Origin of the sequence: Prauserella shujinwangii, assembly GCF_003001955.1 — a bacterium.
Classification (GTDB): domain Bacteria; phylum Actinomycetota; class Actinomycetes; order Mycobacteriales; family Pseudonocardiaceae; genus Qaidamihabitans; species Qaidamihabitans shujinwangii.
Map to the genome: position 1 here is coordinate 686,143 of NZ_PVNH01000001.1, position 24,687 is coordinate 710,829.

Here is a 24,687-nt window from a genome sequence, read left to right on the forward strand (position 1 = left end):
GCCGGAAGTCATGTCCGCGCCGGCCCGGCTGGCGGCGCCGTCTGGCGCCGGCCGCCCCTGGGTTCCCGGTCCACCTCGGTGCTGGGGCGCCCGGGTGCATCTCCGGTGGCTCCGCACGGCGCCGCACGGTGTCCCGGCTCGCCGCCGACTCGGGGCGGTCGGCGGCGAACCGGGACAGGTGGCCCCGGCAGGCCGTTCCGGGTGACGGGAGCACCCGGGTGCGGGTCAGGTGACGGCCGGTGCCGGGACCACCCGCCGGGGAGGCGGGGACGTCATCCGCTCACGGTGATGTTCGAGTTCCCGCTGCTCTGATATCCCTCGGTGGCGAGGATCATGTAGTAGCTGAAATTGCCCAGATTCATTCCGGCGCGGGCCCAGGCGTCGAAATGGTTTCCGGTCGTGATGGTTCCACCGGTTTTCTTCGACTGCCGGACGCTCCAGAACTGCGGGAATGTCTTCGTCCCTTCCACGGAAGGGGCGTTGTAGCGCATTGTCTGGTAGATGTCGTACGTGCCGCCGTCACTGTAGACGGTGCCGCGGTGCGTTCCCGTGGGCCGGTAGGTGCCCCAGTTGTCGACGATGTAGTACTCCACGAGCGGGTTGGACGTCCAACCGTAGAGGCACAGGTAGCCGTTGCCGGACGGGTTGAAGCTGCCCGAGTAGCGCACGGTCCGGCGACCGCCGTTGCTCCAGCCCTTGCCGCACACGAAGTTCCCGGTGTTGCGCCACGAGGTGCTGTAGTTGCCGCCGGACCCCAGGGTCATGGAGACCGTCCCGTTGGCATCGGTCCAGAACGAGTAGTAGAAACCGCTGTGGTTGCCGGTCTGGTTGTTGGTGATGGTCTGGGCGTGTGCGGTGCCAGGCAACATCACCGCGGCGGAGGTAGCCAGCGCTAGTGAGCCGGCACCGCCGATGAACGTCCTGCGACTGATCGGGTGGCGCGGGGCGTTGTCCATGGTCGTGCTTCCTCCTCGTCGAGGCCGCTTGGGCACGGGCAGCGTGATACGTCCGGTGAGCGGTCGGCGGACAGGGTGGCTGCCGCCTCGCGCCACCGTCGTACAACGCGGTGGGGGTTGGCCGGTCGTCGCGCGTCGGCGACCGGAAAGCCGGATCGTCGTGAATGATCCGGATCGGCGGTCGAGGGCTGCCGATGGCGAAAAGTATGGAATCGGCCACGCAGCGCTGTCAACGAGTTTCGGAAACGTTTCGGAATGCTCGCCCGGGTGGCCGGTGGAAGGGGGAAAGGGTCGTGACTGGTCACCCGTCCGACCGATTGACCGAATTCCGGAGTCGTTTGCTGGAATCGCTATTTCATTGGTCAGCGCCGCGTTGTGGCGGCGAAAGTTTTCGAATGTTCTGCGGGGCATTCCGGGAGTCCGGGCGGACAAGTCCACAGTGGACGTCGTTCCGGGGCGGGCGAGCGGTGCGCCCGCCCCGGAACGGGGAACCGGTCAGCGCACCGGGCCACCGCACATCGCGATTCGGGAGGCCAGGTGGTGCGGGCGCACCCTGCCTGCCCGGCCTCCGCGCGTCCCGGGTCAGGCCACGAGCCTGCCCGCCTCCCGGACGTGCGCCGCCAGTGCGGCGACGACGTACCGCGCGTCCCGGTGGACCCCGCGCAGCGTGTTGGACGAGAACGAGCGCTGGAACTCCAGTCCGGTGTACACCAGTCCGGGATGGGTGCCGGAGATCCCGCCCGCGTGCCAGGGGAGCCCGTCGGCGAGGGCGCCGAGCGGTTCCAGGTAGTTCAGGTGCGGCCGGTATCCGGTGGCGAACAGGACCGTGTCCACCTTCTCCCTGCCGCCGTCCGGCCAGACCACGTGCTCGCCGTCGAACGCGGTGAACAGAGGACGCCGGTCCAGCCTGCCGTCCGCGAACGCGGCGCGGTAGTCGCCGGTGTCGAGGACGAGCGTGCCCGCGCCGAGCCGCGCCAGCCACTCCGGAGGCAGGTCGTCGAAGCCGGTCCGGCGCAGCCAGTAGTGCAGGTCCCGGCCGTCCTGCCGCTGCGGGACGAACGCGATGGGCCGCCGGGTGGCGAGCGTGACCTGCGCGAGCCCGGCGAGCTCGTAGCCGATCTGGACGGCCGAGTTGCCCGCGCCGACCACCACGACGCGCTGCCCGGCGTACGGCCCGGGCTCGCGATAGCGGGCCGCGTGCGTCACCCGCCCGGTGAAGCCGTCCTGGCCGGGCAGGCGCGGCAGGCGGGGGTTGCCGAAGGAACCGCTGGCGGCCACCACGCCCCGGGTGGGCAGCGTCTCGCCCGCGGTGGTCCGGACCAGGAACCCGCCGTCCGGATCCGCGGTCACGGCGGTGACGCGGGTGCCGGTGCGGATCTCCACGTCGAGCCCCGCGGCGTACGCGCGCAGGTACGCGGCGACCTCGTCGCGGGTGGGATAGCGCTCGGGATCGCCGGGAAACGGGGCGTCCGGCGCGCCGCTGTAGCCGGCGGGGGAGAACAGCGTGAGGCTGTCGTAGTAGTGCGGCCACGATCCGGCCGGCTCGGGCCCGGCTTCCAGGACGACCGGGGTGAGACCGTGCTCCCGGGCGGCGCGGGCCGCGGCGAGACCGGACTGGCCGCCGCCGATGACGATGACCTCGTTCATGGTGTCCTCTCAGTGGGTGAGGTGGGGACGCTGGCGAGCCCGAGCACGGATCCAGCCAGTGCCAGGGCCGCGAGCAGAAGGAACATCGGGGAGTAGCCGCCGAGCGCGGCGGCCAGGCTCGCCCCGGCCCACGGCGCCAGGGCGACCGTGATGGTCAGCGGGGCGGACAGGACGCCGGTGAGCCGCCCGTAGTGGGCGGGGCCCCACCGGTCGGTGACGGCGGTGGCCTGCAGCAGCGTGAGGATGCCGCGGGCCACCCCGGCCACGACGGCCGCGGCGATCAGCGCCGCCACCGAGGTCAGCACGCCGAGCAGGGCCGTGGTGACCGCGACCGCCGCCAGCACCGTGACCGTCCGGGCCCGCACCCCGAACCGGCGGGCCAGCGGCGCGTAGCCGAGCCTGCCGAGGACCTGTCCGGCACCGCCGAGGCCGAGCGCCACCGCCGCCGTGCCGGTGCCGACCCCGCGCTCGCTGAGCAACGGCACCAGGTTGACCACCACGGCGAAGGTGGCCAACGAGGTCAGCGCGAACGCCGCGACGAGCGCCGCGAACGGGCGGCTGCGCACCACCTGGTCCGGCGGCGGGCCGGGCCGGGCCTGCGCACGGGTGCCGGGCGGCGGCCACGGGCCGCGCAGCCCCCACGCGTGGCCGGTCACGGTGACCACGGCCAGCACCACGGCGAGCACGACGTAGACGCCGCGCCAGTCCAGGTGTGCCGCGAGCACGGCGGTCAGCGGGGCGAACACCGTGCTGGCCAGCCCCGCGGCGAGGGTGAGCACGGTGAGGGCCCGGACCCGGCGCGGCCCGTACCAGCGGGTCAGCGCCGCGAACGCGGGCGGGTAGAGCACGGCGCCCATGGCGGCACCCGCCAGCAGCCACGCCGCGCAGAACCACACCGGATCCGGTGCGGTGGCGATCGCCAGCACGGCGGGCACCGCCAGCGCCGACCCCGCCGTCATCACCGCGTGCGGGCCACGCCGGTCGAGCACCCGGCCGACCGGGATGCCGACCAGCGCCGCCACGAGCTGCCCCGCGGAGAACGCCGCCATCAGCATCACCGGCGACCAGCCGGTCGCCGCGCTGATCTCCGGGAGCAGCACCGGGAAGGCGTAGTACAGCACCCCCCAGCTGGTGATCTCGGTGACGCACAGGGTGGCGAGCACCCGCCGCAGCCCGGCCTCGCCCAGCGAGGTCCCCGCCGCCGCGGCCGGGACCATCAGCGCTCGGCGGGAGGCGCCGCGAGGGTGAGGGTCTCCGGCTCCGCTGCGCCGCAGCAGCCGCCCGCCGCTTCCGCGGTGTCCGGCTCGTCGAACAGTCCCGCGCCGCCGCAGACCCCGGTGTCGGGGAGGGTCAGCTCGACGCGTTCGGCGGCGGCCTGGTCACCGGCCAGTGCCGCGGCGATGCTGCGGACCTGCTCGTAGCCGGTCATCGCGAGGAACGTCGGCGCGCGGCCGTAGCTCTTCATCCCGGCCAGGAACACGCCCGGCTCCGGGTGGCCGAGCTCGCGCACCCCGTGCGGGTAGACGGTGCCGCAGGAGTGCACGTTGGGGTCGATGAGCGGGGCCAGCGCGACCGGCGCCTGCAGGGTGGTGTCGAGTTCCAGGCGCAGTTCCGACAGCCAGCTCAGGTCGGGCCGGAACCCGGTCAGCGCGACGACCTCGTCGACGTGCTCGACCCGGTCACCGTCGGCGGACGTGAGCGTCAGCGGCCCGGCACCGTCCCGGGCGACCGTCTCGGTGCGGAAGCCGGTCACCACGCGGACGTGGCCGTCGGCCACCGCCGCCTTCGCCCGCGCGCCCAGCGCGCCGCGCGCGGGCAGCTGGTCGGCGTCGCCGCCGCCGAAGGCGTTGCCGACCGCGCCGCGACGGAGCACCCAGCTGACCCGCGTGCCCTGGCCGGCGAGACCGGTCAGGGCGACCAGCGCGGTCAGTGCCGAGTGCCCGCTGCCGGCCACCACGACGTGCCGTCCGGCGTAGCGCCGTCGCGTCGCCTCGTCGGCGAGGTCGGGGATCCGGTAGCTGATGCGGTCGGCCGCGGCCCGCTCGCCCAGCGCCGGCAGCCCGTCGCCGCCCAGGGGGTTCGGGCCGGCCCAGGTGCCCGAGGCGTCGATCACCGCGCGGGCGGGGAGCCGCTCCTCGCGGCCGTCCTGATGTCTGATGTGGACGGTGAGGGGCTCGCCGTCGCGGCCGGTGTCCACCACGCGGTCGCGGCCCCGCCGGGCCACCCCGGTCACCTCGGCGCCCAGCCGGACCCGGTCACCCAGCGCCGCGGCGAGCGGGTGCAGGTAGCGCCGCGTCCACTCGGTGCCGGTGGGGTAGGTCGCGCCGGGCGGCCGCTGCCAGCCCGTGCTGGCGAGCAGCCTGCCCGCGGCCGGGGCCACCAGTTCCGACCACGGGGAGAACAGCCGCACGTGGTGCCATTGCGCCACCGCCGCCCCCGCCTCGCCACCGCGCTCCAGCACGACCGGCTCGATTCCGCGCTCGGCCAGCTCGGCCGCCGCGGCCAGGCCGACCGGGCCCGCGCCGACGACGACCACCGGAAGCTCGTTCATCACTACCCCTTCCTCGATTCATCGATGTGTCTCGATGGAACTGGAGGGCAATGTATCGACGCGAGTCGATTGACGCAACCATCGATTCCGGTCGATAATGGTCGGCATGACGACCGTCGGGTCCCGGCCGCTGCTGCCCGAGCAGGAGGCCGCCACCTATGCCGAGTGGTTCGCGTGCCTGGCCGAGCCGACCCGGGTGCGGCTGCTGCACGCGGTCGCCACCGCCCCCGGCGGGCTCACCGTCGGCGCGCTCACCGAGCAGCTGGGCATCAGTCAGTCCACCTGCTCCCATCACGTCCGCAAGCTCGCCGATGTCGGATTCCTGCGCCTGCGCAAGGAGGGCACGGCGACCCGGGTGTGGATCAACGCGAACTGCTGCACCGGGCTGCCGCACGCCGCCGACGCGGTCATGGGCCTGCTCGCGCCGCGCCCGTGCTGCCCGGAGGACGTGCCCGCCGACGTGCGCATCCGCGCCCTGCGCGCGGAGGACTGGCCCGCGGTGCGGCGGATCTACGGTGAGGGCATCGCCACCGGTGTCGCCACCTTCGAGACCGCGGTGCCCAGCCGGGCCACGCTGGAGGCCCAGTGGCTGCCGGAGCACCGCTGGGTCGCCGAGATCGGCGGGGAGGTGGCGGGCTGGACGGCGCTGAGCCCGGTCTCGGCGCGCGCCTGCTATTCCGGCGTCGCGGAGAGCTCCGTCTACGTCGCCGAGGAGCATCGCGGCCGCGGTGTCGGCAGGGCCCTCATCCGCGCGCAGGTCGTCGAGGCCGACCGGGCGGGACTGTGGACGCTGCAGGCCTCCGCCCTCACCGAGAACCGCGCCGGCGTCGCGCTGCACCACGCCGCCGGGTACCGCACCGTCGGCGTCCGCGAACGCATCGCCCGGCGCGACGGCGTGTGGCACGACACGATCCTGCTCGAACGCCGGGTCGACGCCGTCGCGCGGCCCGGATGCGGCTGACCCGCCGCGCGCCATTCTTGATTCATTCCAGAAAATGCGGCAGACTGCGCGGCGTGCCAACGACCTCGGACTTCGAGCGCATGCTGCGCGGTGTCGCGTTACGTGTGACGCGTCCCCGGGTGGCCGTGCTGTCCGCGGTGCACGACCATCCCCACGCGGACACGGACTCGATCATCGGCGTCGTGCGGGAGAACCTCGGTGAGGTCTCCCACCAGGCCGTCTACGACGTGCTGCGCGCACTGACCACCGCGGGGCTGGTGCGGCGCATCCAGCCCCCCGGCTCGGTGGCGAGGTACGAGTCACGCGTCGGGGACAACCACCACCACGTGGTGTGCCGGTCGTGCGGGGCCATCGCCGATGTCGACTGCGTCGTCGGGGAGGCGCCGTGCCTCGCCGCGTCGGACGACCACGGCTTCGTCATCGACGAGGCCGAGATCATCTACTGGGGCTTCTGCCCCACCTGCTCCACCGCAGCCAGTTCCTGAGCAACGCTGAACCGTCTGAAGGGATTTCCATGTCCGAAACCACCGAAACCGCCACGGGCGGCTGCCCGGTCGTGCACGGCGAAGGGCTGCCGCACCCGACCCAGGGGATCGGCAACACCCACTGGTGGCCGAACCGGCTCAACCTGAAGATCCTCGCCAAGAACCAGCCCGTGACCAACCCGATGGACGAGGACTTCGACTACGCCGAGGCGTTCAGCAGCCTCGACCTGCCCGCCGTGAAGCGGGACATCGAGGAGGTGCTGACCACCTCGCAGGACTGGTGGCCCGCCGACTTCGGGCACTACGGCCCGCTGATGATCCGGATGGCCTGGCACAGCGCCGGGACCTACCGCGTCAGCGACGGCCGCGGCGGCGCGGGCGCCGGCCAGCAGCGGTTCGCCCCGCTGAACAGCTGGCCGGACAACGTGAGCCTGGACAAGGCCCGCAGGCTGCTGTGGCCGGTCAAGAAGAAGTACGGCAAGAACATCTCGTGGGCCGACCTGATGATCCTGGCCGGCAACGTCGCCCTGGAGTCGATGGGCTTCAAGACGTTCGGCTTCGCCGGCGGCCGGGAGGACACCTGGGAGCCCGAGGACGACGTCTACTGGGGCTCCGAGACCACCTGGCTCGGCAGCGACAAGCGCATCTCGGGCGGCGAGAAGCGGATCCTCGAGAACCCGCTGGGCGCCACCCACATGGGCCTGATCTACGTGAACCCGGAAGGGCCCGAGGGCAAGCCGGACCCCGTCGCCGCCGCCCGCGACATCCGCGAGACGTTCGGCCGGATGGCGATGAACGACGAGGAGACCGTGGCGCTGATCGCCGGCGGGCACACCTTCGGCAAGACGCACGGCGCGGCCCCCGACTCGCACCTCGGCGCCGACCCCGAGGCCGCTCCGCTCGAGGCGCAGGGCCTGGGCTGGAAGAACAGCTACGGCACCGGGAAGGGCGCCGACGCCATCACCAGTGGCCTGGAGGTCACCTGGACCACCACGCCGACCCGGTGGAGCAACGGCTTCTTCGAGAACCTGTTCGGCTACGAGTGGGAGCTGTACCAGGGCCCGGGCGGCGGCTGGCAGTGGAAGCCGAAGGACGGCGCCGGTGAGGGCACCGTCCCGCACGCCCACGACCCGTCGAAGAAGATCGCGCCGAACATGCTCACCACCGACCTCGCGCTGAAGGTCGACCCGATCTACGAGCCGATCTCCCGGCGGTTCATGGAGAACCCGGACGAGTTCGCGGACGCCTTCGCCCGCGCGTGGTTCAAGCTCACCCACCGCGACATGGGGCCGGTCCAGCGCTACCTCGGCCCCGAGGTGCCGAACGAGACGCTGATCTGGCAGGACCCGATCCCCGCCGTGGACCACGAGCTCGTCGGCGCCGAGGACATCGCGGACCTCAAGCGCCGGATCCTCGACTCCGGCCTCTCCGTGTCCGAGCTCGTGTCGACGGCGTGGGCGGCGGCCTCGTCGTTCCGCGGCAGCGACAAGCGCGGCGGCGCCAACGGCGCGCGGATCCGCCTGGAGCCGCAGCGCAGCTGGGAGGTGAACAACCCCGCCCAGCTGGCGAAGGTTCTCGGCACGCTGGAGGGCATCCAGGCCTCGTTCAACGCCGAGCAGAGCGGGGGCAAGCAGGTCTCGCTCGCGGACCTGATCGTCCTCGCCGGCTGCGCGGGCGTCGAGCGCGCCGCGAAGAACGCGGGCTTCGACATCGAGGTGCCGTTCACGCCGGGGCGCATGGACGCGTCCGAGGAGCAGACCGACGTGGAGTCGTTCTCGTACCTGGAGCCGCTCGCCGACGGGTTCCGCAACTACGTCGGCAAGGCCGCCCCGCTGCCCGCCGAGTACATGCTCATCGACAGGGCCAACCTGCTCACGCTGAGCGCGCCGGAGATGACCGTGCTCGTCGGCGGCTTGCGGGCGCTGGGCACGAACTACGACAACTCCTCGCACGGCGTGCTCACCGCCAACCCCGGTTCGCTGACCAACGACTTCTTCGTGAACCTGCTCGACATGGGCACGGAGTGGGCGCCGACCGCCGGATCGGATGCGGAGGCGGAGACGTTCGAGGGCCGCGACCGCGCCACGGGTGAGGTCAAGTGGACCGGTACCCGCGTCGACCTCGTCTTCGGCTCGAACTCGGAGCTGCGGGCGCTGGCCGAGGTGTACGCGAGCGACGACGCGCGGGAGAAGTTCGTGCGCGACTTCGTCTCCGCGTGGGACAAGGTCATGAACCTCGACCGGTTCGACCTGCACCGCTGAGTTCCCTGGCATCCGGCTTGCCGCGCCCCGTTCCGGTGGGACGGGGCGCGGCAAGCCGGGCTAGGGTGTCGGCATGTCCGACACGGAGCCGGGGCCGGCCGGGGAGAGCGTCGAGGGGCGCGACATCGGTTCCGGTGTCTCCCTGATCCGCGAGCGCACCGACGTGGTGGGTTCGGGTCCCCGGCTGCACCGCCATCCCTACCGGGAGACCTTCGTCATCCAGCGTGGCCGCGCCCTCTTCACGATCGGCGACGAGCAGCGCGAGGGGCGGGCAGGCGACGTGCTGGTCGTTCCGGCGGGCACGCCGCACCGGTTCCGCGTGCTGGGTCCGGGAACGTACGAGGCCGTGCACATCCACGAGAACGACCACTTCGTCACCGAGTGGCTCGACTGAGCGCGGACCGCCAGCTTGACCTTGCCACCGGTGTCACGGCCGATGATCGCGGCATGACCGACCGACACCGTCCGGAATTCCCGGAACACATCACCGTCACCGTTCTCGGCCTGGGACTGATGGGCCGCGCCCTGGCCGGGGCGTTCCTGCGCGCCGGGCACCCCACGACCGTGTGGAACCGCACGGCGGCGAAGGCAGACGACCTCGTCGCCCGGGGCGCCCGGCTCGCCGGCTCGGCCAGCGCCGCCGTCGCCGCGGGCGACCTCGTCGTGGTGTGCGTCTCCGACCACGACGCCGTGCGCGCGGTGCTCGACCCGCTGGCGGGGGGTCTCGGCGGCCGGGTCCTGGTGAACCTCACCTCGGGCACGTCGCGGGCGGCCAGGGAGATTGCCGCGTGGGCGGCGCGGCAGGGTGCCGACTACCTCGACGGCGCGATCATGGCCGTGCCCGGCGCCATCGGCACGCCCGGTGCGCTGGTCCTCTACAGCGGACCGCGGCCCGCGTTCGAGCGGTACGAGCCGGTGTTGCGCCGCCTCGGCGGTGCGCGGTACCTCGGCGGCGACCAGGGCCTGTCGGCGCTGCACGACGTGGCCGTGCTGAGCCTGATGTGGAACATCCTGAACGGCTTCCTGCAGGGCGCCGCACTCCTCGGCGCCGCGGGCGTGGACGCCACCACGTTCGCACCGCTCGCGCGGACGGCGATCGAGACCGTCACCGGCTGGCTCCCGGACTACGCGCGACAGGTCGACGACGGCGCCTACCCGGCGCTCGACTCGACCCTCGACACGCACGTGGCCGCGATGGCGCACCTCATCGGCGAGAGCGAGTCCCTCGGCGTCGACCCCGCGCTGCCCCGGTTCGTCAAGGCGCTGGCCGACCGGGCCGTCGCCGAGGGGCACGGCGGGGCGGGCTACGCGGCGCTGGCCGAACTGTTCCGCACCCCGGCGGGGGAGCGGCCGTGACCGCCGCGCGGTTCGATCCGCACCGGCTGCTCGCCGGGAGCCGGCTGGGCGTCCTCGCGACGATCAGGGCGGACGGCCGTCCGCAGCTCTCGCCCGTCCAGCCGTTCTACGACGTCCGGGCCGGTGTCGTGCACGTGTCGACCAGCGAGGGCACGGCCAAGGTGGCGAACCTGCGCCGCGACCCGCGTGCCGCACTGGAGGTCACCAGCCGCGACGGCATGGCGTGGGCCACCGCCGACGGCCGGGTGACGCTGGTCGGGCCGGGAGCCGATCCGGACGGTCCCGAGGCCGACGCGCTGGTGGACTACTACCGTGCCGCCGCGGGCGAGCACCCGGACTGGGCCGGGTACCGGGCGGTGATGGTGTCGGACCGGCGGGTGCTGCTGACCCTGTCGGTCGAGCATCTCTACGGCGCCGACCTCCGACGCGCGGCGGGTGATTGAGGACGGACCGGACGCGGGAACCCCAGTGTGACAGTGGTCACTTCCCGGCTCCGGGTGTTTCGCCGGGATCCGGCCCGGTCGCGCGCTGCCCTCGGCCTTTCGCGAGAATGTCCCGTCGGCGTCGGCTCGGTTAACCGCGGCCGAAGTCCGGGCATCCAGCGGGGTGAGGCCGGACGAGCCTGGAGACGCCGGGGAGGACGGACGTGGGCAGTGTGGGCCGGGGGTGACGCAGGTGGCCGTTGACGAACAGGAGGGGTCCCGCGCGGGCGGGCCGGAGGGGGCCAGACCCCGGTGGTGGGCCGAGATCCTGCTGCTGGGCCTCGGGTTCGGGGCCTTCCAGCTGCTGTGGGTGGCGGTCTCCGGCGACGCCTCCGTCGCGATCGCCCACTCCGACGTGCTCTACCGGCTCGAACAGGCGCTCGGGCTCGCCGTGGAGCCGTGGTTCTACGGGCTCGCCGGTGAACTGCCGCACCTGGAGGCGCTCGCGGGCTACTACTACGTCGGCAGCCACTTCGCCGTCACGGGAGGCGTGCTGGTGTGGCTGTGGTGGCGGCGCCCCGGAAGCTACCGGCCACTGCGGTCGACCTTGATCGGCTCGAGCCTGGTCGCCCTCGTCTGCTTCTGGGCCGTCCCCGTGGCGCCGCCGCGGCTCGCCCTGGCGGGCGCGCCCGACACGCTGGTGCAGCGCGACATCTTCGGGTCGGCCAATCCGGACGGTGGCCTGCTCAGCCTGGCCAACCCGTTCGCCGCGATGCCGTCCCTGCACGTCGCCTGGGCGGTGTGGGTCGCACTCGCGCTCCACACCACCCGGCACCCCCTGCGCCGCGCCGGGTGGCTCTACCCGCTGACGACGACGGTGGTCGTGCTGGTCACCGGCAACCACTACGTGCTCGACGCCGTCGGCGGAACCGTCCTGGTGCTCGCGGTCCACTCCGCGCTCGGCCGCGCCCGCGCGGTGTCCCGCCGCGTCCCCGGAACCGGGGATCCCGCACCGGAGGCCGATCCGGCACGACCGCCCGGGACACCGGGCTCGGCGCCGCCGCCCGGCCGGCCGCGAGAGGTCTGAACCCCGCGCGGCGGCACGGTGCTGCTTGACCTCCAGTGAGCTCGAGGTAGCAGGCTCCCCTTCGGAGACGAGAGAGGAGCGGCACATGACCGAGGTCTCGCGGGTGGACCGGAACGGATCGCCGGAGGCGGACGACGTCGCCGCGGTGGTGGCGGAGTACGAGTCCGCCTTCAACCGCAACGACGCCCGTGCGATGAACCGGCTCTTCGCCGAGGACGCCATCTTCGTCAACTTCGCGGGCACCCTGGTGTTCGGCGCGGAACCGCTGTACCGGGCGCAGGCGGCCGTCTTCGACCGCGGGGGAGCGCTGGAGCACGTCCAGGTGCGATACCTGATCGAGAGCCTCGTGTTCCTGACGCCGGAGGTCGCCGTCGTGCACGCGCGGCAGCGGTCGGCGGGCCCGGACGGTGGTGATCCGGGCGATCCGATGGCGGGAATCCTGCAGCTGACCCTGCTGCGCGGGACCGGAGGGCGGTGGCGGATCCGGGTCGGCCAGAACACGCCGGTGGCGGCGCGGACCGGCCGGTGACCGCCCGCCCCGGGTGACGTGCTCCCGGCCCGCGGAGATCCGCTGGCAGAGGACAGGCCGCCGCGCGTGACGGAGGCAGGGGACGGAGGCTGCGTCGGCGGCGACGGGCGGGCCGGGCCCGAGACGGCCGTCGTCTGGTCGTCCGTGCGTGGACCGTCCGCGCACGGCGTGCCGTGCGCGGCGTCCGCCGCGCGTTCCCGGCGTGCACGAGGGACACCTCCGCGAAAAGCCGAATCACCTCCGCCGTCACGGCGGATCAGGCGTGGTTCTGCCTCTCCCGCGTTACGCTCTGCTCCTGCGGAACCGGGTGCGGGAGTGGGCGTGACGGTGCGAGGCGGGCAGGGGGAGCGGCCGAGGCTGGAGCACGTGGCCGCGCGGGCCGGTGTGTCCCGCTCGACCGCGTCGCGTGCGCTCGGCGGCGGCGGGTACGTCAGCTCCCGCGCGCGGCGGGCCGTGCTCGCCGCGGCGGACGAGCTCGGCTACTCGCCCAACCAGGCGGCCCGGTCGCTCGTCACCCGCCGCACCGGAGCGGTGGCGCTGGTGCTGTCCGAGCCGGAGGAGAGGGTGCTCGACGACCCGTACTTCGCGGCCGTCATCCGCGCGGCGTTCCGCGAGCTCGCCGCGGTGGGCGGGCAGCTGCTGGTGATGTTCGTGGACAGTGCCGGGGACGTGCCGAACGCGGTGCGGTTCCTGGACGGCGGTCACGTCGACGGTGCGCTGGTGTTCGCGCCGCACCGGGCGGACCCGTTGCCCGGCGCGCTGGGCCGCACCCGGTTGCCGGTCGTGTTCGGTGGCAGTCCCGGCTCCGGCTCCCGGGGCCGGGACACGGTCGACTTCGACAACGAGGCCGGGGCCCGGCTGGCCGTGGACCACCTCGTCGAACGTGGCAGGCGCCGGATCGCGACGATCTCCGGTCCCGCGGACCACGCCGCCGGGATCGCGCGGCTGGCGGGCTGGCGCGCCGCGGTCGCGGCCCACCGGGCCGGGGATGCGGAACTGGTGGAGGAGGGCGACTTCACCCTGGCCGGGGGAGAGCGGGCCATGCGGCGGCTGCTCGACCGCCGCCCCGACCTCGACGCCGTGTTCGCCGCCAGCGACCCGACGGCGGCCGGGGCGCTGCGTGCCCTGCGCGCGGCGGGCCGCCGGGTACCGGAGGACGTGGCCGTGGTCGGCTTCGACGACCATCCCACGCTCGCGCCGGCACTGAGCCCGCCCCTCACCTCGGTACACCAGGATCCGCGGGACCAGGTGCGGGAGATGGTCGCGATGCTCCGGCGACTGCGCGACGGCGCGCGGATCCGTGCCCGGCACCGGATCCTGCCCGTGTCGCTCGTCCGGCGCGAGTCGGCCTGACCCGGCGCCCCGGAGGAGCCGGGAGTACCGGGAGTCTCTTGTGGACACCCGCCGGACGTGCTCGCCCGCGCCGTACTCGGCCGCATTCGCGGGTTGTTTCCGTTCCGCTCGCCGTGTTCTCGCGGGTGCGCGGCGGGGCCGGTCGCACGCTACCTGTTCGGCGGTATCGCCACCCCGATTCTGCTCTACGGTGGTATCCGGATCACGGGACATCCCGATCACGACAGGAGTCCCCGTGAAGACGCGAGACAAGGCGGCGCTGTTCGGCACGGCCGGCGCCGTTCTCCTCCTTTTCTCCACGATCCTCGGCACCGGCGTCGCCCAGGCCCACGGCGGCATGACGTATCCGGCGACGAGGACCTACGCCTGTTACGTCAACGGGCTCGAAGGCGGCCAGGGCGGCGACCTGGCCCCCACCAACCCCGCGTGCGCGGAAGCCGTCCGCCGGGGCGGCAAGACGGCGCTGTGGAACTGGTTCGGCAACCTCATCAGCGACGCCGGAGGCCGGCACCGCCAGATCATCCCCGACGGCAAGCTGTGCGGTCCCACGCCGACGTTCGACGCGTACAACATGGCCCGCACGGACTGGCCGGCCACCGAGTTGCGGTCGGGCGCCACCGTGACGCTGCGGTACAACGCGTGGGCCGCCCACCCCGGCACGTGGCAGCAGTACGTCACCAGGAACGGGTGGAACCCGGCGCAGCCGCTGCGGTGGTCGGACCTGGAGCCGGTGCCGTTCAACACGGTGACGAACCCGCCGATCAACGGCAGCGGTCCGCACGGCGCCGAGTACACCTGGACCGCCCAGCTCCCCTCCGGCAAGTCCGGGCGGCATGTCATCTACTCGATCTGGCAGCGCTCGGACAGCCCGGAGGCGTTCTACAACTGTTCGGACGTGATATTCCGATAATCAACGAAATTCCGCACCGGGCGGCCCCCGTGTGTGCCGCTCCGGTGATTTCCTCGTGCCATTCCGAAACGGATATTCGCGAAAGTTGAACAAACAACTCGGAAAACGGGGAGAATTCCGACCGTGGAGGTCTTCCCTCCCGATCCTCGGCATTCTACCCTCGCCTGGGAGCGCTTCCACATATCGCTCCCACGGGTCGGCCCGGGACGTTCGAGACCCGTGACCCGGTCCCGGGCCGACCTGCCCAGCCTGCTGAGACCCCCTGTGCTCCCGGAGTTTCCGCCGATCCCGACTGCCCGCACCGAGAGGAGACCGTCCATGTTCCCGCGCACCACCCGCCGGGGCGCGCTGTCCGCCGGACTGGCCGCGTTCGCCTGCGCCGCCCTGGTGGCGACCGCACCGGCCGTCACCGCCACCGCGACCGCCGCCGTCACCGAGTCCGGCACGCAGGTCGCCGCCGAACTGCTCTGCGGCAAGTACGACTCCACGCGCGTCCAGCAGGGCAGGTACATCGTCCAGAACAACGTGTGGGGCGCCGACACCGCGCAGTGCATCGACGTCGGCGGGACCGGCGCGTCGTTCGCGGTCACCACGGCGCGCCACGACAAGCCCACCAACGGGGCGCCCGCCGCCTATCCCTCGGTGTACGCGGGATGCCACTACCAGAACTGCACGACCGGCAGCGGACTGCCGCTGCGGGTCGACGCGATGCGCTCGGTGTCGAGCAGCTGGAGCACCAGCTCACCGGACCAGGGGGTCTACAACGTCGCCTACGACCTCTGGTTCGACCCGCAGGCCGGAGAGACCGGGCAGAACGAGGCCGAGCTGATGATCTGGCTGAAGCACCGGGGCTCGGTGCAGCCCGTCGGGTCCCGTGTGGACACCGTTCGGCTGGCGGGCGCCACGTGGGACGTCTGGCAGGGCAACCCCGGCTGGAACGTCATCTCGTTCGTCCGGACCACCCCCACCGACGCGGTCGCGAACCTCGATCTCACCGCGTTCACCCGGCACGCCGTCGAACGGGGTGCTGTCGGCAGGGACTGGTACCTGACGAGTGTGCAGGCCGGATTCGAGCCCTGGCAGGGCGGAGCCGGGCTGCGCACGCACGCGTTCTCCGTCTCCGCGGGCTGACGGCGGGCGATGGCGCGACGGCCGCGGGCGGGGCCCGTCAGCCCGCGGCCGTCCGGCCGTCGCCGGCTCGCCGGTCGTCACCCGCCCGGTGGCGGTCCGCCGTCCCGGCCGACCGCCGGATGCCGGCGACGGCGTCGGCGTGCATCCGGGCGATCGCGTCGTGGGCGCGGCGGACCGCCTCGTCCAGCCTCGCCAGGAACGCCTCGTGGGACTCCATCCGCGTCATCCTTTCCGTGCCGGTCGGTCGTTTCCACTGCGCACGGCCCGGTTCACCTGTTCGGGGCGTGCCGCTGCGCATGCCCCGTACCGTCGATGGTCCTCCGGTTTCCGCGTGGCGGCGACCACCGATCCGGGCCGGCCAGGTATTGCCCCGGCAGGAACAAGAAACTTGCGCCCGCCGTTGTCAGTACCGGGAGGCGACCGTGGTAGAGGAGGTGAGCGGGATGAGCACACCGCACGGCCACGCGCTGGGGGAGGCACGCCGGCTCGTCGAGGACACCACGTGCGAGATCGCGGCGGAGCCGGTAGCGCCGGCCGCGTTGCACGCCGCGGTCGAGCACCTGTACGAGCTGGTCGGGGCGCTCGCCGAGCTCCTGGGCACGGTGGCCGGGCTGCTTCCCGCCACCCTCGCCGAGCGTGACGGCGACGGGCGGGTCATCCCGGAGACGTGTGCCGACCTCGACTCGGCGCGGCGCTGTCTCGCCAACGGTGCCCTGTTGCTCGAACCGGCCAGGGACGATCTGCGGCGTCTCACGCGTCCCGTGGGCCCACCTGCTTCCGGATTACGCCGGGGGAGGGATGATCGGGCCGGAACGGGGCACGGCAGGTGAGAGGTGACGCGGATGACCGGACAGAGCTGTGTGCTGCTCAAGTACGGCGAGCTGACGCTGAAGGGCCGCAATCGCGGCCGGTTCGAGAAGCACCTGCTGCGCAACGTCGAGCGCACGGTGTCGCGGCCGGACGGCGAGCGCGTCCGCATCCAGCGCAGGCAGGGCGTGCTCGTCCTGCGCTCGGCGCTTCCGGAGCGGGAGCTGCTGGACCGTGCCCGCGACGTGATCGGCATCAGCGTGGTGCAGCCCGCGGTGCCGGTGCCACGCACCCCGGACGACGTGGCGGCGGCCGCGGTGCGGCTCGTGCGCGAGCGGGGTCTCGAGGGCAGGTTCGCCGTCCGCGCGCGCAGGCGCACCAAGGATTTCCCGCTGACCTCCGAGGAGCTGGCCGCGCACGTCGGTGACCGCGTGCGGCGCGAGCTCGGCTGGCCTGTCGACCTGGACCACCCCGAGGTGGAGATCCTCGTCGAGGTCGACTGGCGTGAGGTCTTCGTGTCGGTCGAGCGGTACCGGGGACAGGGCGGGCTGCCGGTCGGGGCCAGCGGCCGGGCGCTGGTGCTGCTCTCCGGTGGCTTCGACTCGCCCGTCGCCGCCTACCGCGCCATGCGGCGCGGGCTGCGCTGCGACTTCGTGCACTTCACCGGGGCGCCGTTCACCGGGCCCTCGTCCACCTACAAGGCCTATGCGCACGTCCGCGAGCTCGACCGCTTCCAGGGCGGCTCCCGCCTGCACGTGATCCCGATCGGGGCCGCGCAACGGCGGCTGGCCGGCGCGGGTGCGGGGGAGGCCCAGACCGTGGCCCACCGGCGGCTCATGCTGCGCACCGCCGACGCGCTCGCCCGCGAGTGCGGAGCGCAGGCACTGGTGACCGGGGACAGCCTCGGCCAGGTCGCCAGCCAGACCCTCAGCAACCTGGCCACCGTGGAACGGTCGAGCGACCTGCCGCTCCTGCGCCCGCTGCTCGCCTGGGACAAGGACGAGATCATCGCCGAGGCGCGCCGGATCGGCACGGCCGACATCGCCCGCCTGCCGGACGAGGACTGCTGCAGCCTGTTGACCCCGCCCCATCCCGCGACCCGCACCACCCACGAGCGGCTGGCGGCCGTGGAGCGGCGCGCCGGTGTCGACGACCTCGTGCCGGAGCTGCTGGCGAAGTCCCAGCTCTTCGCCCTCGGCAACGCCGACGGCCCGAACGCCACCGACGGCGCCGCGGACACCGGCACCATCCTCACCAGCGCCGCCACTGACACGGCGGGCGGGTAGCCCGCGGCCCGGCCCGGCTCAGCCGGGTCGCGAGGCCGCCTCGATGACGCTGTGCACGACCTGGCGGATCCGCTCGGCGGCCCGGTCGGGGTCCGGCTGCCCCGCGTCCAGCCAGGCGATGACAGCCTCCAGGGTGACCACCGGGACCAGCCGCGCCGCCCAGTCCTGCCACGGCCCGCCGGGCACCCGCTCGGCGAGATGGCGGCGGGTCACCTCGGTCGAACCGGCTCGGAGTCCCTCGATGACGTCCCTGAACTCCGGCTCCTTCGCGGCGTGCCGGAACAGCAGCCGGAATCCTTCCGGATCGGCGGCGGCCGCCCGCAGCAGCGTGGGCAGGCTGGTGTCGTCGAAGTGGTCCGTGCCGACGGCCTCGGCGAGCCGCGTGCAGGCGCGGTCGAGGACCGCGCGGTACAGGTCGGACTTCGACGCGAAATGCCGGTACAGGAGCACCTGGGTGACCCCGGCCTCGGCCGCCACGTCCCCGAGGCCCGTCGCGGTGTAGCCCGCCCGGGCGAACGCGCGGGTCGCCGCCTCCAGGATCTGCGCCCGGCGTTCGGCCCGGGGCAGCCGCCGGACCGGTCGCGCTGGGTCGGTGGTCATCACACCCCCTCTTGTTCAGGGGTGACTATACAAGTACCGTTGTTTAAGTCGAATTATACAAGATGTCTGGAACTTGCTGGAGGCGGTCATGAACCCGGTGGCGCGGTTGCCGTTCGAGCAGGAAAGCCCGCTCCAGGTCCCGCCGCTCCTGCGGGAGCTGCAACAGCGCGGCACCGTGCACCGGGTCCGCACCGCGGTGGGCGACGAGGCGTGGCTGGTCACCGGCCACGCGGAGGTGCGGCGGTTGCTCGACGACGACCGGCTGGGCCGCTCCCACCCCGCGCCGGAGACGGCGGCGCGGTCGGGCGAGTCCGCGCTGTTCGGTGGCCCGCTCGGCGACTTCGCCACCGAGCACGCCGACCACGCGCGGATGCGCTCGCTGCTGCGGCCGCACTTCACACCGGGCCGGGTCCGCGCGCTGCGCCCCCGCGTCGCGTCGCTCACCGAGCGGCTGCTCGACGCGTTCGCGGAGCACGAGCCGCCTGCGGACCTGCACGCCGCGCTCGCCCTGCCGCTGCCGATCCTGGTGATCTGCGAGCTGCTGGGCGTGCCCTACGCGGACCGGGACCGGTTCCGGGAGTGGACCCAGGCGGCCGCCGACGTACGCGACCGGGCCCGGTCCCAGTGGGGAATCGGTGAGCTGTTCGGCTACGGCAGGAGCCTGGTCGCCCGGAAACGGGCCGAACCGGAAGACGACGTGATCTCCCGGCTGGCCGCGACCGAGGGCGTGTCCGACGAGGAGGCCGCGGCACTGGCGATGGCCTTGCTGTTCGCCGGGCACGAGACCACGGTCGTCCAGATCGGGCTCGGTGTGCTGCTCCTGCTGACCTGGCCGGAACAGTGGCAGGCGCTGGTCGACGACCCGGGGCTGGTGCCGGACGCGGTCGAGGAGATCCTGCGGGCGCCCGGCAAGGCATCCGGCGGCCTTCCCCGCTACGCCAGGACGGATCTCGAGATCGACGGCGTTGCCGTCCGGGCGGGTGAGCTGGTGCTGCTCGACCTCGGTGCGGCCAACCACGATCCCGCGGCGTTCCCCGATCCCGACCGCGTGGACGTCACCCGGGCCGAGCACGGGCACCTCGCGTTCGGTCATGGCCCGCGGTACTGCCTCGGTGCCCCGCTCGCCCGGCTCGAGCTGGAGACGGTGCTCACCCAGCTGGTCGTCCGGTTCCCCGGACTGCGCCTGGCCACCGGCCCCGCCGAGCTGACGGTCCGGCGGGACGTGCTCACCGCCGGGCTGACCGAGCTGCCGGTGCGGTGGTGACCGGCAGCTCGGCGAGGCGCCATTCGAGCATGCCGTCGGCCAGCCGGCGCGCCCTGCGCCCGCGTGCCGTGAGCAGGCGGACCGCGTCGTGTGCGAGCACGCAGAAGGCGCCCCGGCAGTAGGCCACGATCTCCTGGTCGGCGGGCAGGTCGGCGAGGTGGTCGGCCAGCTCCTCGAGCGGGACGGACAGCGCGCCGGGGATATGCCCCGCCGCGTACTCCTCCCTCGGCCGCACGTCGAGCACCACGACGTCACCGGAACGCGCGCGCGACAGCAGTTCCTCCCGCGTGACCTGCTCGGTGTCCGGTCCCAGGTATTCCCGCCGGGCCGCCTCAGCGTCCGGCAGATGCTCCGTGGCGACCGTCCGCACCAGCGCGTAGAGGGCGGCCACGTCGGGGCCCGCCAGCCGGTAGTACACCTTCGTGCCGTCCCGGCGGGTCGCCACCAGGTTGGCCTGCTTCAGCGTCTGCAGGTGCGCCGACGCCGTGGTCAGGCCGAGTTCCGCCGCCCTGGCCAGCGCGTCCACCGTGCGCTCGCCCTGGGCCAGCAGGTCCAGCAGCTCCAGGCGCTTGCCGTTGCCGAGTGCCTTGCCCACCCGGGCGAACTGGTCGAACAGCGCTGTCTTCGCGATGCGGTCACCCAATTGATTCTCCAATACTCCTTGGAATAGTGTAGGAGAAACGGAAGGATCTGTCATGACCGACCTCCAGCTCGTGCCCCTCGTGGACGAGGGACTCGGCAACTCCGCCTACCTCCTCGACCTCGGCGACGGCCGGGCGCTGCTGGTCGACGTCAGTCTCGACCTGCGCGCCGCCTGGGCGGCGGCGCGGCGCCGGGGCCTGCGGCCCGCGTTCGCCGCCGACACGCACCTGCACGCGGACTTCCTCTCCGGCGCGCGGCAGCTGGCCGCGACCGAGGGCACCCGGATCCTCGCCTCGGCGGCGGGCCACCGGGAGTTCGCCCACACCGGACTCCGGGACGGGGACGAGGTCGACCTCGGCGGGTTGCGGCTGCGTGCGCTGGCCACCCCGGGGCACACCGAGGAGCACCTGTGCTTCCTGCTGCTCGACGGGGACACTCCGGCCGGCGTGTTCACCGGCGGCTCGCTGCTCGTCGGCTCGGCCGCCCGCACCGATCTCGTCGCGCCCGGCCGCACCGAGGCGCTGGCGCGGCAGCAGTACGCGGCCCTGCGGCGGCTGGCCACGCTGCCCGACGAGGTGGCGGTGTGGCCCACCCACGGCGCGGGGTCGTTCTGCTCCGCACCACCCGGTGCGGAGCGCACGAGCACGATCGGCCGGGAGAAGGCCACCAACCCGCTGCTGCGGGTGGCCGACGAGGACGCCTTCGTCACCGCGCTGACCGGGTCGCTCGGCAGCCACCCGCCGTACTTCCGGTGGCTGGCCGAGGTGAACCGGCGTGGCCCCGAGGTGCTGGACACGCCACCGGATCTGCCCCCGCTGGACGTGCCGGCGGTGCGGTCGCTGCTGGCCGACGGCGCCCTGCTGATCGACGTCCGCCCGGTGCCGGAGTTCGCCGCGGCCCACGTACCGGGAGCGGTGTCCATCCCGCTGCGGCCCGCGTTCGCGCCGTGGCTCGGCTGGCTCGTGGAGCCGGAACGCCCGCTGGTCGTCGTGCGCGGAGCCGGCCAGGACCCGGCCGAGATCGCCTGGCAGGCGGCGAAGATCGGCTTCTCCGGACTGACCGGCGAGCTGGCCGGAGGGCTGGCCGCCTGGGTCGCGGAGGGTGGCGAGACCACCGGCACCCGGCTGGTGCGGCCCGGCCCGCTGGGCCGGGAACGCGTGCTGGACGTCCGGCAGGCGGCCGAGTTCGCCGCGGGCCACGTGCCGGGTGCCGCGCACGTCGAGCTCGGCGCCCTGGCCGCCGGTGCCGGCGCGCTGTCCCGCGAACCGACGGTGGTCATGTGCGGCCACGGCGAGCGCGCGATGAGCGCGGCCAGCCTGCTCGAGCGAGCCGGGCACCGCGACGTCGCCGTGCTCACCGGAGGACCCGGCGACTGGGCGGCGGCGACCGGACGCGAGCCGGAGCGGGGTTCATGACCACGGCGCGGGTCCCGCGGCTGGGCCTGCGGGCCAACCTCGCCCAGTTCAGCCTGCTGGTGGCGGTCAACGCCCTGGTCGGCGGTGTGCTCGGGCAGGAACGCAGCGTCCTGCCCCTGCTGGCCGAGCGGGAGTTCGGCCTGACCGCCTACACGGCGATGCTGACGTACGTGCTCGCCTTCGGGATCACGAAGGCCGCGACCAACTACGTCGCGGGCACCTGGTCGGACCGGTACGGCCGCAAGCCGGTGCTGCTGGCCGGCTGGCTGGTCGCGATCCCGGTGCCGCTGCTGCTGATCTGGGCGCCGCACTGGGGCTGGATCGTGGCCGCCAACGTCCTGCTCGGCATCAGCCAGGGACTGACCTGGTCCACGACGGTCATCATGAAGATCGACCTGGCCGGGCCCGCGCGCCGGGGCCTGGCGATGGGGCTGAACGAGGCCGCGGGCTACGCCGCCGTGGCGGTCACCGCCGTGGCCACCGGCTACCTCGCGGCCCGGTTCGGCCTGCGCCCGGCCCCGTTTCTGCTGGGCGCGTCGTACGTCGCCGTGGGCCTCGGCCTGACGGCGTTGTTCGTCCGCGAGACGCACGACCACGCCCGGCTCGAGGCGGGCAGCCACACCGCGCGCGCCGACGGCAGGCACGACCACCTGCACGCCGGGCTGTCCACCCGGGACGTCTTCCGGCACACCAGCCTCCGGGAACCCGCACTGTCGGCGGCCAGCCAGGCCGGGATGGTGAACAACCTCAACGACGGCCTCGCGATGGGGCTGTTCCCGGTGCTGTTCGTCTCCGCCGGTCTCTCGCTCGGTGAGATGGGGGTGCTCGTCGCGCTGTATCCCGCCGTCTGGGGGCTCGGCCAGCTGATCACCGGCCCGCTGTCCGACGGGTGGGGCCGCAAGCACCTGATCACGGCGGGCATGGTCACGCAGGCCGCCGCGCTCGGCGTGATCGCCGTCGCGGACACGTTCGCCGTCTGGGCGGCGGCCGCCGTGCTGCTGGGCGCGGGCACCGCGATGGTGTACCCGACGCTGCTCGCCGTGGTCGGCGACGTCGCCCACCCCGCGTGGCGTGCCCGCGCGGTCGGGGTGTACCGGCTGTGGCGGGACGGCGGGTTCGCCGTGGGCGCGATCGTGTCGGGCGTGGCCGCGGACCTGTGGGGGCTGCGGGCGGCGATCTGGCTGGTGGCCGCGCTCACCGCGGTCTCGGCACTGGTCGTCGCGGTGCGCATGTACGAGACGCGGCCGGTGCCCCCGCGAGGCGCCCGGGACGGGAGCAGCGGATCCGGCCGGTAGCCGACGCGGTCGGCGGTCGTTCCGTAGAGTGCTGGCACACGACGGAACCGGGGGAGCGATGACCGGCGGATTTCCCGACGAGCGCAGCAGAAACGCCTACCTCGCGGTGTATGACACGCTGCTCGACTGGCCGGTGCCGGCGGAGGAGATCACGGTCGAGACGCGGTTCGGCACCACGCACGTGCGGCGCAGCGGGCCGCCGGACGGCGTTCCGCTCGTGCTGCTGCACGGTGTGCTGGCCACGTCGCTGTCATGGCAGGAGTACGTCGAGCCGCTCGCGCGGCGCTGCGCCGTGTACGCGGTCGACTCGCTGGGCGAGCCCGGCCGCAGCGTCCAGACCGCGCCGATGCCGGATGCGGGATCTGTGGCGGGCTGGCTGGCCGAGGTGCTGGCCGGGTTCGGCCTCGACCGTGCCCACCTGGCGGGTATCTCCCGCGGTGGCTGGCTGGCGCTCAACCTCGCGTGCCGCGCGCCGGAGCGGGTCGCGTCGGTGACCGCGTTCGATCCGCTGGGGCTCGCCCCGATGGGCATGCGGCAGTACCGGTGGATGGCCGCCGGGCTGGCGGTGATGCTGGCCCCGCGGTGCGTCCGGCGGCGGTTCGGGCCGGGCTCACGCTACAGCGCGTTTCTCGACGAGCGGCACCGGCGCCTCGTGCTCGCGCAGTGGCGGCACCGCACGACCGTGTTCATGGGCGACACGATCACCGACGACCAGTGGCGGTCGATCCCGGTGCCGGTGACACTCGTGCTGGGCGGCCGCAGTCCCGCGCACGATGCCGGTGAGGTGCGCCGCAAGCTCGCGGCCGTCGCACCCGGGATCACCGTCGACGTGATTCCCGGCGCCGGTCACGGCATGGACCTCCTGCGGCCCGACCTCGTGGTGGAGCGGATCCTCCGCATGGTCGGCTAGAGCGAATTGGGGGAGCCGTGGCCCGCTGGTTGTGTCCGCAAAGGACGGACAAGGATGGCGGGGTGCTCGCCGACGATGATGCCCACGTGGTCCGTCCACCGCCGTGCCGCGCACCGGTTCCGGTGATCGCGAGGGAGGGAGGGAGCCTTCCTTTGGTGCGAAAGGAGTCTTCGCTGTCCTCAGTGGAGTATCGGACACCGTGTGTGACCCCGCTTCCACCCGTGTGAGTGGTGCACCTGACTCGCTACATCGCTAGTGTCGGTGGTGATCACTTCGACTGGGGAGAGTTCATGACGGACACGGTGGTTCCCGGTGTTGCGCAGTCGGGTCAGGTGTTGTTGCGGGAGGCCGCGGAGTTCGCGGCTGCGGCGGCGCGGTGTCAGGCCCGGATGTTGGAGACGCTGGCGGAGTATCGCCGGTTGCGGGGCCGGGCGCGGGATGTGCCGCAGGAGGTGGCGTTGGTGCTGGCGGTGACCGAGCGGGCCGCCGCCCGGCAGCTCGATCTCGCTGACGCGCTGGTGACCCGCCTGCCGCGGACGTTGGCGGCGTTGCGACGTGGGGAGATCGATGCGTACAAGGCCGCCAAGGTGCACGAGCCCACCGCGTGCCTGACCGACGAACAAGCGAGGGAGGTGGATGCCCGGATGGCGGAGAAGCTGGTGGGCAAGAACCCGCCGAACCTGCGTGCCGCCGTGCAGCGGCAGGTGCACCGGGTCGATCCCGGGGGTGCTGCGGTGCGGGCCCGGCGTCGGCGGGCTGAGCGGCGGGTGGAGCTGGTGCACGGTGAGGACGGGATGGCGACGCTGGTGGCGGATCTGC

25 protein-coding genes are annotated in these 24,687 nt (G+C 73.3%); 18 read left to right on the top strand and 7 right to left on the bottom strand.

The genetic code is table 11. The annotated features are described in order from the left end of the window. Positions 1-272 precede the first annotated feature (272 nt). The 4 genes from B0I33_RS03145 to B0I33_RS03160 form a co-directional block, all read right to left on the bottom strand. Entirely contained in the window at positions 273-956 is a 684-nt protein-coding gene (locus B0I33_RS03145) for a glycoside hydrolase family 11 protein (protein ID WP_106176934.1), read from the bottom strand. 582 nt (positions 957-1,538) lie between these two features. Then, on the bottom strand, positions 1,539-2,603 hold the full coding sequence (locus B0I33_RS03150) for a flavin-containing monooxygenase (protein WP_106176935.1): 1,065 nt from the start codon (positions 2,601-2,603) through the stop codon (positions 1,539-1,541). Then, a complete protein-coding gene (locus B0I33_RS03155) occupies positions 2,600-3,820 on the bottom strand; it encodes an MFS transporter (protein WP_106176936.1) in 1,221 nt (406 codons plus the stop codon). Before B0I33_RS03155 ends, B0I33_RS03150 begins: the two co-directional genes overlap by 4 nt. Continuing rightward, positions 3,820-5,154 carry an FAD-dependent oxidoreductase gene (locus tag B0I33_RS03160; protein WP_106176937.1) on the bottom strand — a complete coding sequence of 445 codons (1,335 nt, stop codon included), beginning with the start codon at positions 5,152-5,154 and terminating at the stop codon, positions 3,820-3,822. Before B0I33_RS03160 ends, B0I33_RS03155 begins: the two co-directional genes overlap by 1 nt. 106 nt (positions 5,155-5,260) lie before the next feature. Here B0I33_RS03160 and B0I33_RS03165 point away from each other — a divergent pair, with 106 nt between their 5' ends. The 11 genes from B0I33_RS03165 to B0I33_RS03215 all read left to right on the top strand — a co-directional run bounded on the left by B0I33_RS03165 (position 5,261) and on the right by B0I33_RS03215 (position 15,649). Then, positions 5,261-6,115, top strand: coding sequence for a helix-turn-helix domain-containing GNAT family N-acetyltransferase (locus B0I33_RS03165; protein ID WP_106177034.1), 855 nt, complete (start codon positions 5,261-5,263; stop codon positions 6,113-6,115). Between the two features lie 53 nt (positions 6,116-6,168). Then, on the top strand, positions 6,169-6,600 hold the full coding sequence (locus B0I33_RS03170) for a Fur family transcriptional regulator (protein WP_106176938.1): 432 nt from the start codon (positions 6,169-6,171) through the stop codon (positions 6,598-6,600). 29 nt (positions 6,601-6,629) lie between these two features. Continuing rightward, complete coding sequence (katG, locus tag B0I33_RS03175; protein WP_106176939.1) at positions 6,630-8,861, top strand: catalase/peroxidase HPI; 2,232 nt, start codon at positions 6,630-6,632, stop codon at positions 8,859-8,861. A gap of 73 nt (positions 8,862-8,934) precedes the next feature. After that, on the top strand, positions 8,935-9,255 hold the full coding sequence (locus B0I33_RS03180; protein WP_106176940.1) for a cupin domain-containing protein: 321 nt from the start codon (positions 8,935-8,937) through the stop codon (positions 9,253-9,255). A 53-nt stretch (positions 9,256-9,308) separates the two neighbouring features. Next, positions 9,309-10,217 carry an NAD(P)-dependent oxidoreductase gene (locus tag B0I33_RS03185; RefSeq protein WP_106176941.1) on the top strand — a complete coding sequence of 303 codons (909 nt, stop codon included), beginning with the start codon at positions 9,309-9,311 and terminating at the stop codon, positions 10,215-10,217. Next, entirely contained in the window at positions 10,214-10,660 is a 447-nt protein-coding gene (locus B0I33_RS03190) for a PPOX class F420-dependent oxidoreductase (RefSeq protein ID WP_106176942.1), read from the top strand. The genes B0I33_RS03185 and B0I33_RS03190 overlap by 4 nt, the downstream gene beginning before the upstream one ends. Before the next feature lie 232 nt (positions 10,661-10,892). After that, positions 10,893-11,726 carry a phosphatase PAP2 family protein gene (locus B0I33_RS03195; protein ID WP_181193156.1) on the top strand — a complete coding sequence of 278 codons (834 nt, stop codon included), beginning with the start codon at positions 10,893-10,895 and terminating at the stop codon, positions 11,724-11,726. 85 nt (positions 11,727-11,811) lie between these two features. Next, positions 11,812-12,255 (top strand): YybH family protein, encoded by a 444-nt coding sequence (locus B0I33_RS03200; RefSeq protein ID WP_106176944.1) that lies wholly within the window; start codon positions 11,812-11,814, stop codon positions 12,253-12,255. A gap of 327 nt (positions 12,256-12,582) precedes the next feature. After that, positions 12,583-13,608 carry a LacI family DNA-binding transcriptional regulator gene (locus B0I33_RS03205; protein ID WP_106177035.1) on the top strand — a complete coding sequence of 342 codons (1,026 nt, stop codon included), beginning with the start codon at positions 12,583-12,585 and terminating at the stop codon, positions 13,606-13,608. A 235-nt stretch (positions 13,609-13,843) separates the two neighbouring features. Next, the gene (locus tag B0I33_RS03210) at positions 13,844-14,518 is read left to right on the top strand and encodes a lytic polysaccharide monooxygenase auxiliary activity family 9 protein (protein ID WP_245900408.1); all 675 of its coding nucleotides are present in this window, start codon (positions 13,844-13,846) and stop codon (positions 14,516-14,518) included. Between the two features lie 318 nt (positions 14,519-14,836). Then, entirely contained in the window at positions 14,837-15,649 is an 813-nt protein-coding gene (locus B0I33_RS03215) for a GH12 family glycosyl hydrolase domain-containing protein (protein ID WP_106176945.1), read from the top strand. Positions 15,650-15,686: 37 nt separating this feature from the next. Here B0I33_RS03215 and B0I33_RS03220 read toward each other — a convergent pair whose 3' ends face one another. Further along, positions 15,687-15,866 carry a hypothetical protein gene (locus B0I33_RS03220; RefSeq protein WP_106176946.1) on the bottom strand — a complete coding sequence of 60 codons (180 nt, stop codon included), beginning with the start codon at positions 15,864-15,866 and terminating at the stop codon, positions 15,687-15,689. A 226-nt stretch (positions 15,867-16,092) separates the two neighbouring features. On the opposite strand from B0I33_RS03220, the gene B0I33_RS03225 reads away from it, so the two are divergent. Continuing rightward, positions 16,093-16,479 carry a hypothetical protein gene (locus B0I33_RS03225; protein ID WP_106176947.1) on the top strand — a complete coding sequence of 129 codons (387 nt, stop codon included), beginning with the start codon at positions 16,093-16,095 and terminating at the stop codon, positions 16,477-16,479. 12 nt (positions 16,480-16,491) lie between these two features. After that, positions 16,492-17,742 carry a tRNA uracil 4-sulfurtransferase ThiI gene (thiI, locus tag B0I33_RS03230; RefSeq protein WP_106176948.1) on the top strand — a complete coding sequence of 417 codons (1,251 nt, stop codon included), beginning with the start codon at positions 16,492-16,494 and terminating at the stop codon, positions 17,740-17,742. 18 nt (positions 17,743-17,760) lie between these two features. Here the strand turns inward: thiI and B0I33_RS03235 are convergent, their stop codons facing one another. Beyond that, the gene (locus tag B0I33_RS03235) at positions 17,761-18,342 is read right to left on the bottom strand and encodes a TetR/AcrR family transcriptional regulator (RefSeq protein WP_106176949.1); all 582 of its coding nucleotides are present in this window, start codon (positions 18,340-18,342) and stop codon (positions 17,761-17,763) included. 73 nt (positions 18,343-18,415) lie between these two features. On the opposite strand from B0I33_RS03235, the gene B0I33_RS03240 reads away from it, so the two are divergent. Beyond that, positions 18,416-19,606 (top strand): cytochrome P450, encoded by a 1,191-nt coding sequence (locus tag B0I33_RS03240; RefSeq protein WP_342750046.1) that lies wholly within the window; start codon positions 18,416-18,418, stop codon positions 19,604-19,606. Here the strand turns inward: B0I33_RS03240 and B0I33_RS03245 are convergent. Then, positions 19,569-20,249: an ArsR/SmtB family transcription factor gene (locus B0I33_RS03245; RefSeq protein WP_106176951.1), complete on the bottom strand. Its 681-nt coding sequence runs from the start codon at positions 20,247-20,249 to the stop codon at positions 19,569-19,571. The genes B0I33_RS03240 and B0I33_RS03245 overlap by 38 nt on opposite strands. 52 nt (positions 20,250-20,301) lie before the next feature. On the opposite strand from B0I33_RS03245, the gene B0I33_RS03250 reads away from it, so the two are divergent. From B0I33_RS03250 to B0I33_RS03265, 4 genes are all read left to right on the top strand, one after another. Next, on the top strand, positions 20,302-21,663 hold the full coding sequence (locus tag B0I33_RS03250) for an MBL fold metallo-hydrolase (RefSeq protein WP_106176952.1): 1,362 nt from the start codon (positions 20,302-20,304) through the stop codon (positions 21,661-21,663). Continuing rightward, positions 21,660-22,958: an MFS transporter gene (locus B0I33_RS03255; protein WP_106176953.1), complete on the top strand. Its 1,299-nt coding sequence runs from the start codon at positions 21,660-21,662 to the stop codon at positions 22,956-22,958. Before B0I33_RS03250 ends, B0I33_RS03255 begins: the two co-directional genes overlap by 4 nt. Before the next feature lie 58 nt (positions 22,959-23,016). Continuing rightward, a complete protein-coding gene (locus B0I33_RS03260) occupies positions 23,017-23,868 on the top strand; it encodes an alpha/beta fold hydrolase (protein ID WP_106176954.1) in 852 nt (283 codons plus the stop codon). A 290-nt stretch (positions 23,869-24,158) separates the two neighbouring features. Beyond that, positions 24,159-24,687 (top strand): DUF222 domain-containing protein (locus B0I33_RS03265; protein ID WP_146147446.1); only part of this gene is annotated, 529 nt, incomplete at its 3' end.

Coding starts and splice junctions, on each gene's coding strand:
- B0I33_RS03145 (WP_106176934.1), bottom strand. CDS start 956: ATGGACAACGCCCCGCGCCACCCGATCAGTCGCAGGACGTTCATCGGC.
- B0I33_RS03150 (WP_106176935.1), bottom strand. CDS start 2,603: ATGAACGAGGTCATCGTCATCGGCGGCGGCCAGTCCGGTCTCGCCGCG.
- B0I33_RS03155 (WP_106176936.1), bottom strand. CDS start 3,820: ATGGTCCCGGCCGCGGCGGCGGGGACCTCGCTGGGCGAGGCCGGGCTG.
- B0I33_RS03160 (WP_106176937.1), bottom strand. CDS start 5,154: ATGAACGAGCTTCCGGTGGTCGTCGTCGGCGCGGGCCCGGTCGGCCTG.
- B0I33_RS03165 (WP_106177034.1), top strand. CDS start 5,261: ATGACGACCGTCGGGTCCCGGCCGCTGCTGCCCGAGCAGGAGGCCGCC.
- katG (WP_106176939.1), top strand. CDS start 6,630: ATGTCCGAAACCACCGAAACCGCCACGGGCGGCTGCCCGGTCGTGCAC.
- B0I33_RS03180 (WP_106176940.1), top strand. CDS start 8,935: ATGTCCGACACGGAGCCGGGGCCGGCCGGGGAGAGCGTCGAGGGGCGC.
- B0I33_RS03185 (WP_106176941.1), top strand. CDS start 9,309: ATGACCGACCGACACCGTCCGGAATTCCCGGAACACATCACCGTCACC.
- B0I33_RS03200 (WP_106176944.1), top strand. CDS start 11,812: ATGACCGAGGTCTCGCGGGTGGACCGGAACGGATCGCCGGAGGCGGAC.
- B0I33_RS03215 (WP_106176945.1), top strand. CDS start 14,837: ATGTTCCCGCGCACCACCCGCCGGGGCGCGCTGTCCGCCGGACTGGCC.
- B0I33_RS03220 (WP_106176946.1), bottom strand. CDS start 15,866: ATGGAGTCCCACGAGGCGTTCCTGGCGAGGCTGGACGAGGCGGTCCGC.
- B0I33_RS03225 (WP_106176947.1), top strand. CDS start 16,093: ATGAGCACACCGCACGGCCACGCGCTGGGGGAGGCACGCCGGCTCGTC.
- thiI (WP_106176948.1), top strand. CDS start 16,492: ATGACCGGACAGAGCTGTGTGCTGCTCAAGTACGGCGAGCTGACGCTG.
- B0I33_RS03235 (WP_106176949.1), bottom strand. CDS start 18,342: ATGACCACCGACCCAGCGCGACCGGTCCGGCGGCTGCCCCGGGCCGAA.
- B0I33_RS03250 (WP_106176952.1), top strand. CDS start 20,302: ATGACCGACCTCCAGCTCGTGCCCCTCGTGGACGAGGGACTCGGCAAC.
- B0I33_RS03255 (WP_106176953.1), top strand. CDS start 21,660: ATGACCACGGCGCGGGTCCCGCGGCTGGGCCTGCGGGCCAACCTCGCC.
- B0I33_RS03260 (WP_106176954.1), top strand. CDS start 23,017: ATGACCGGCGGATTTCCCGACGAGCGCAGCAGAAACGCCTACCTCGCG.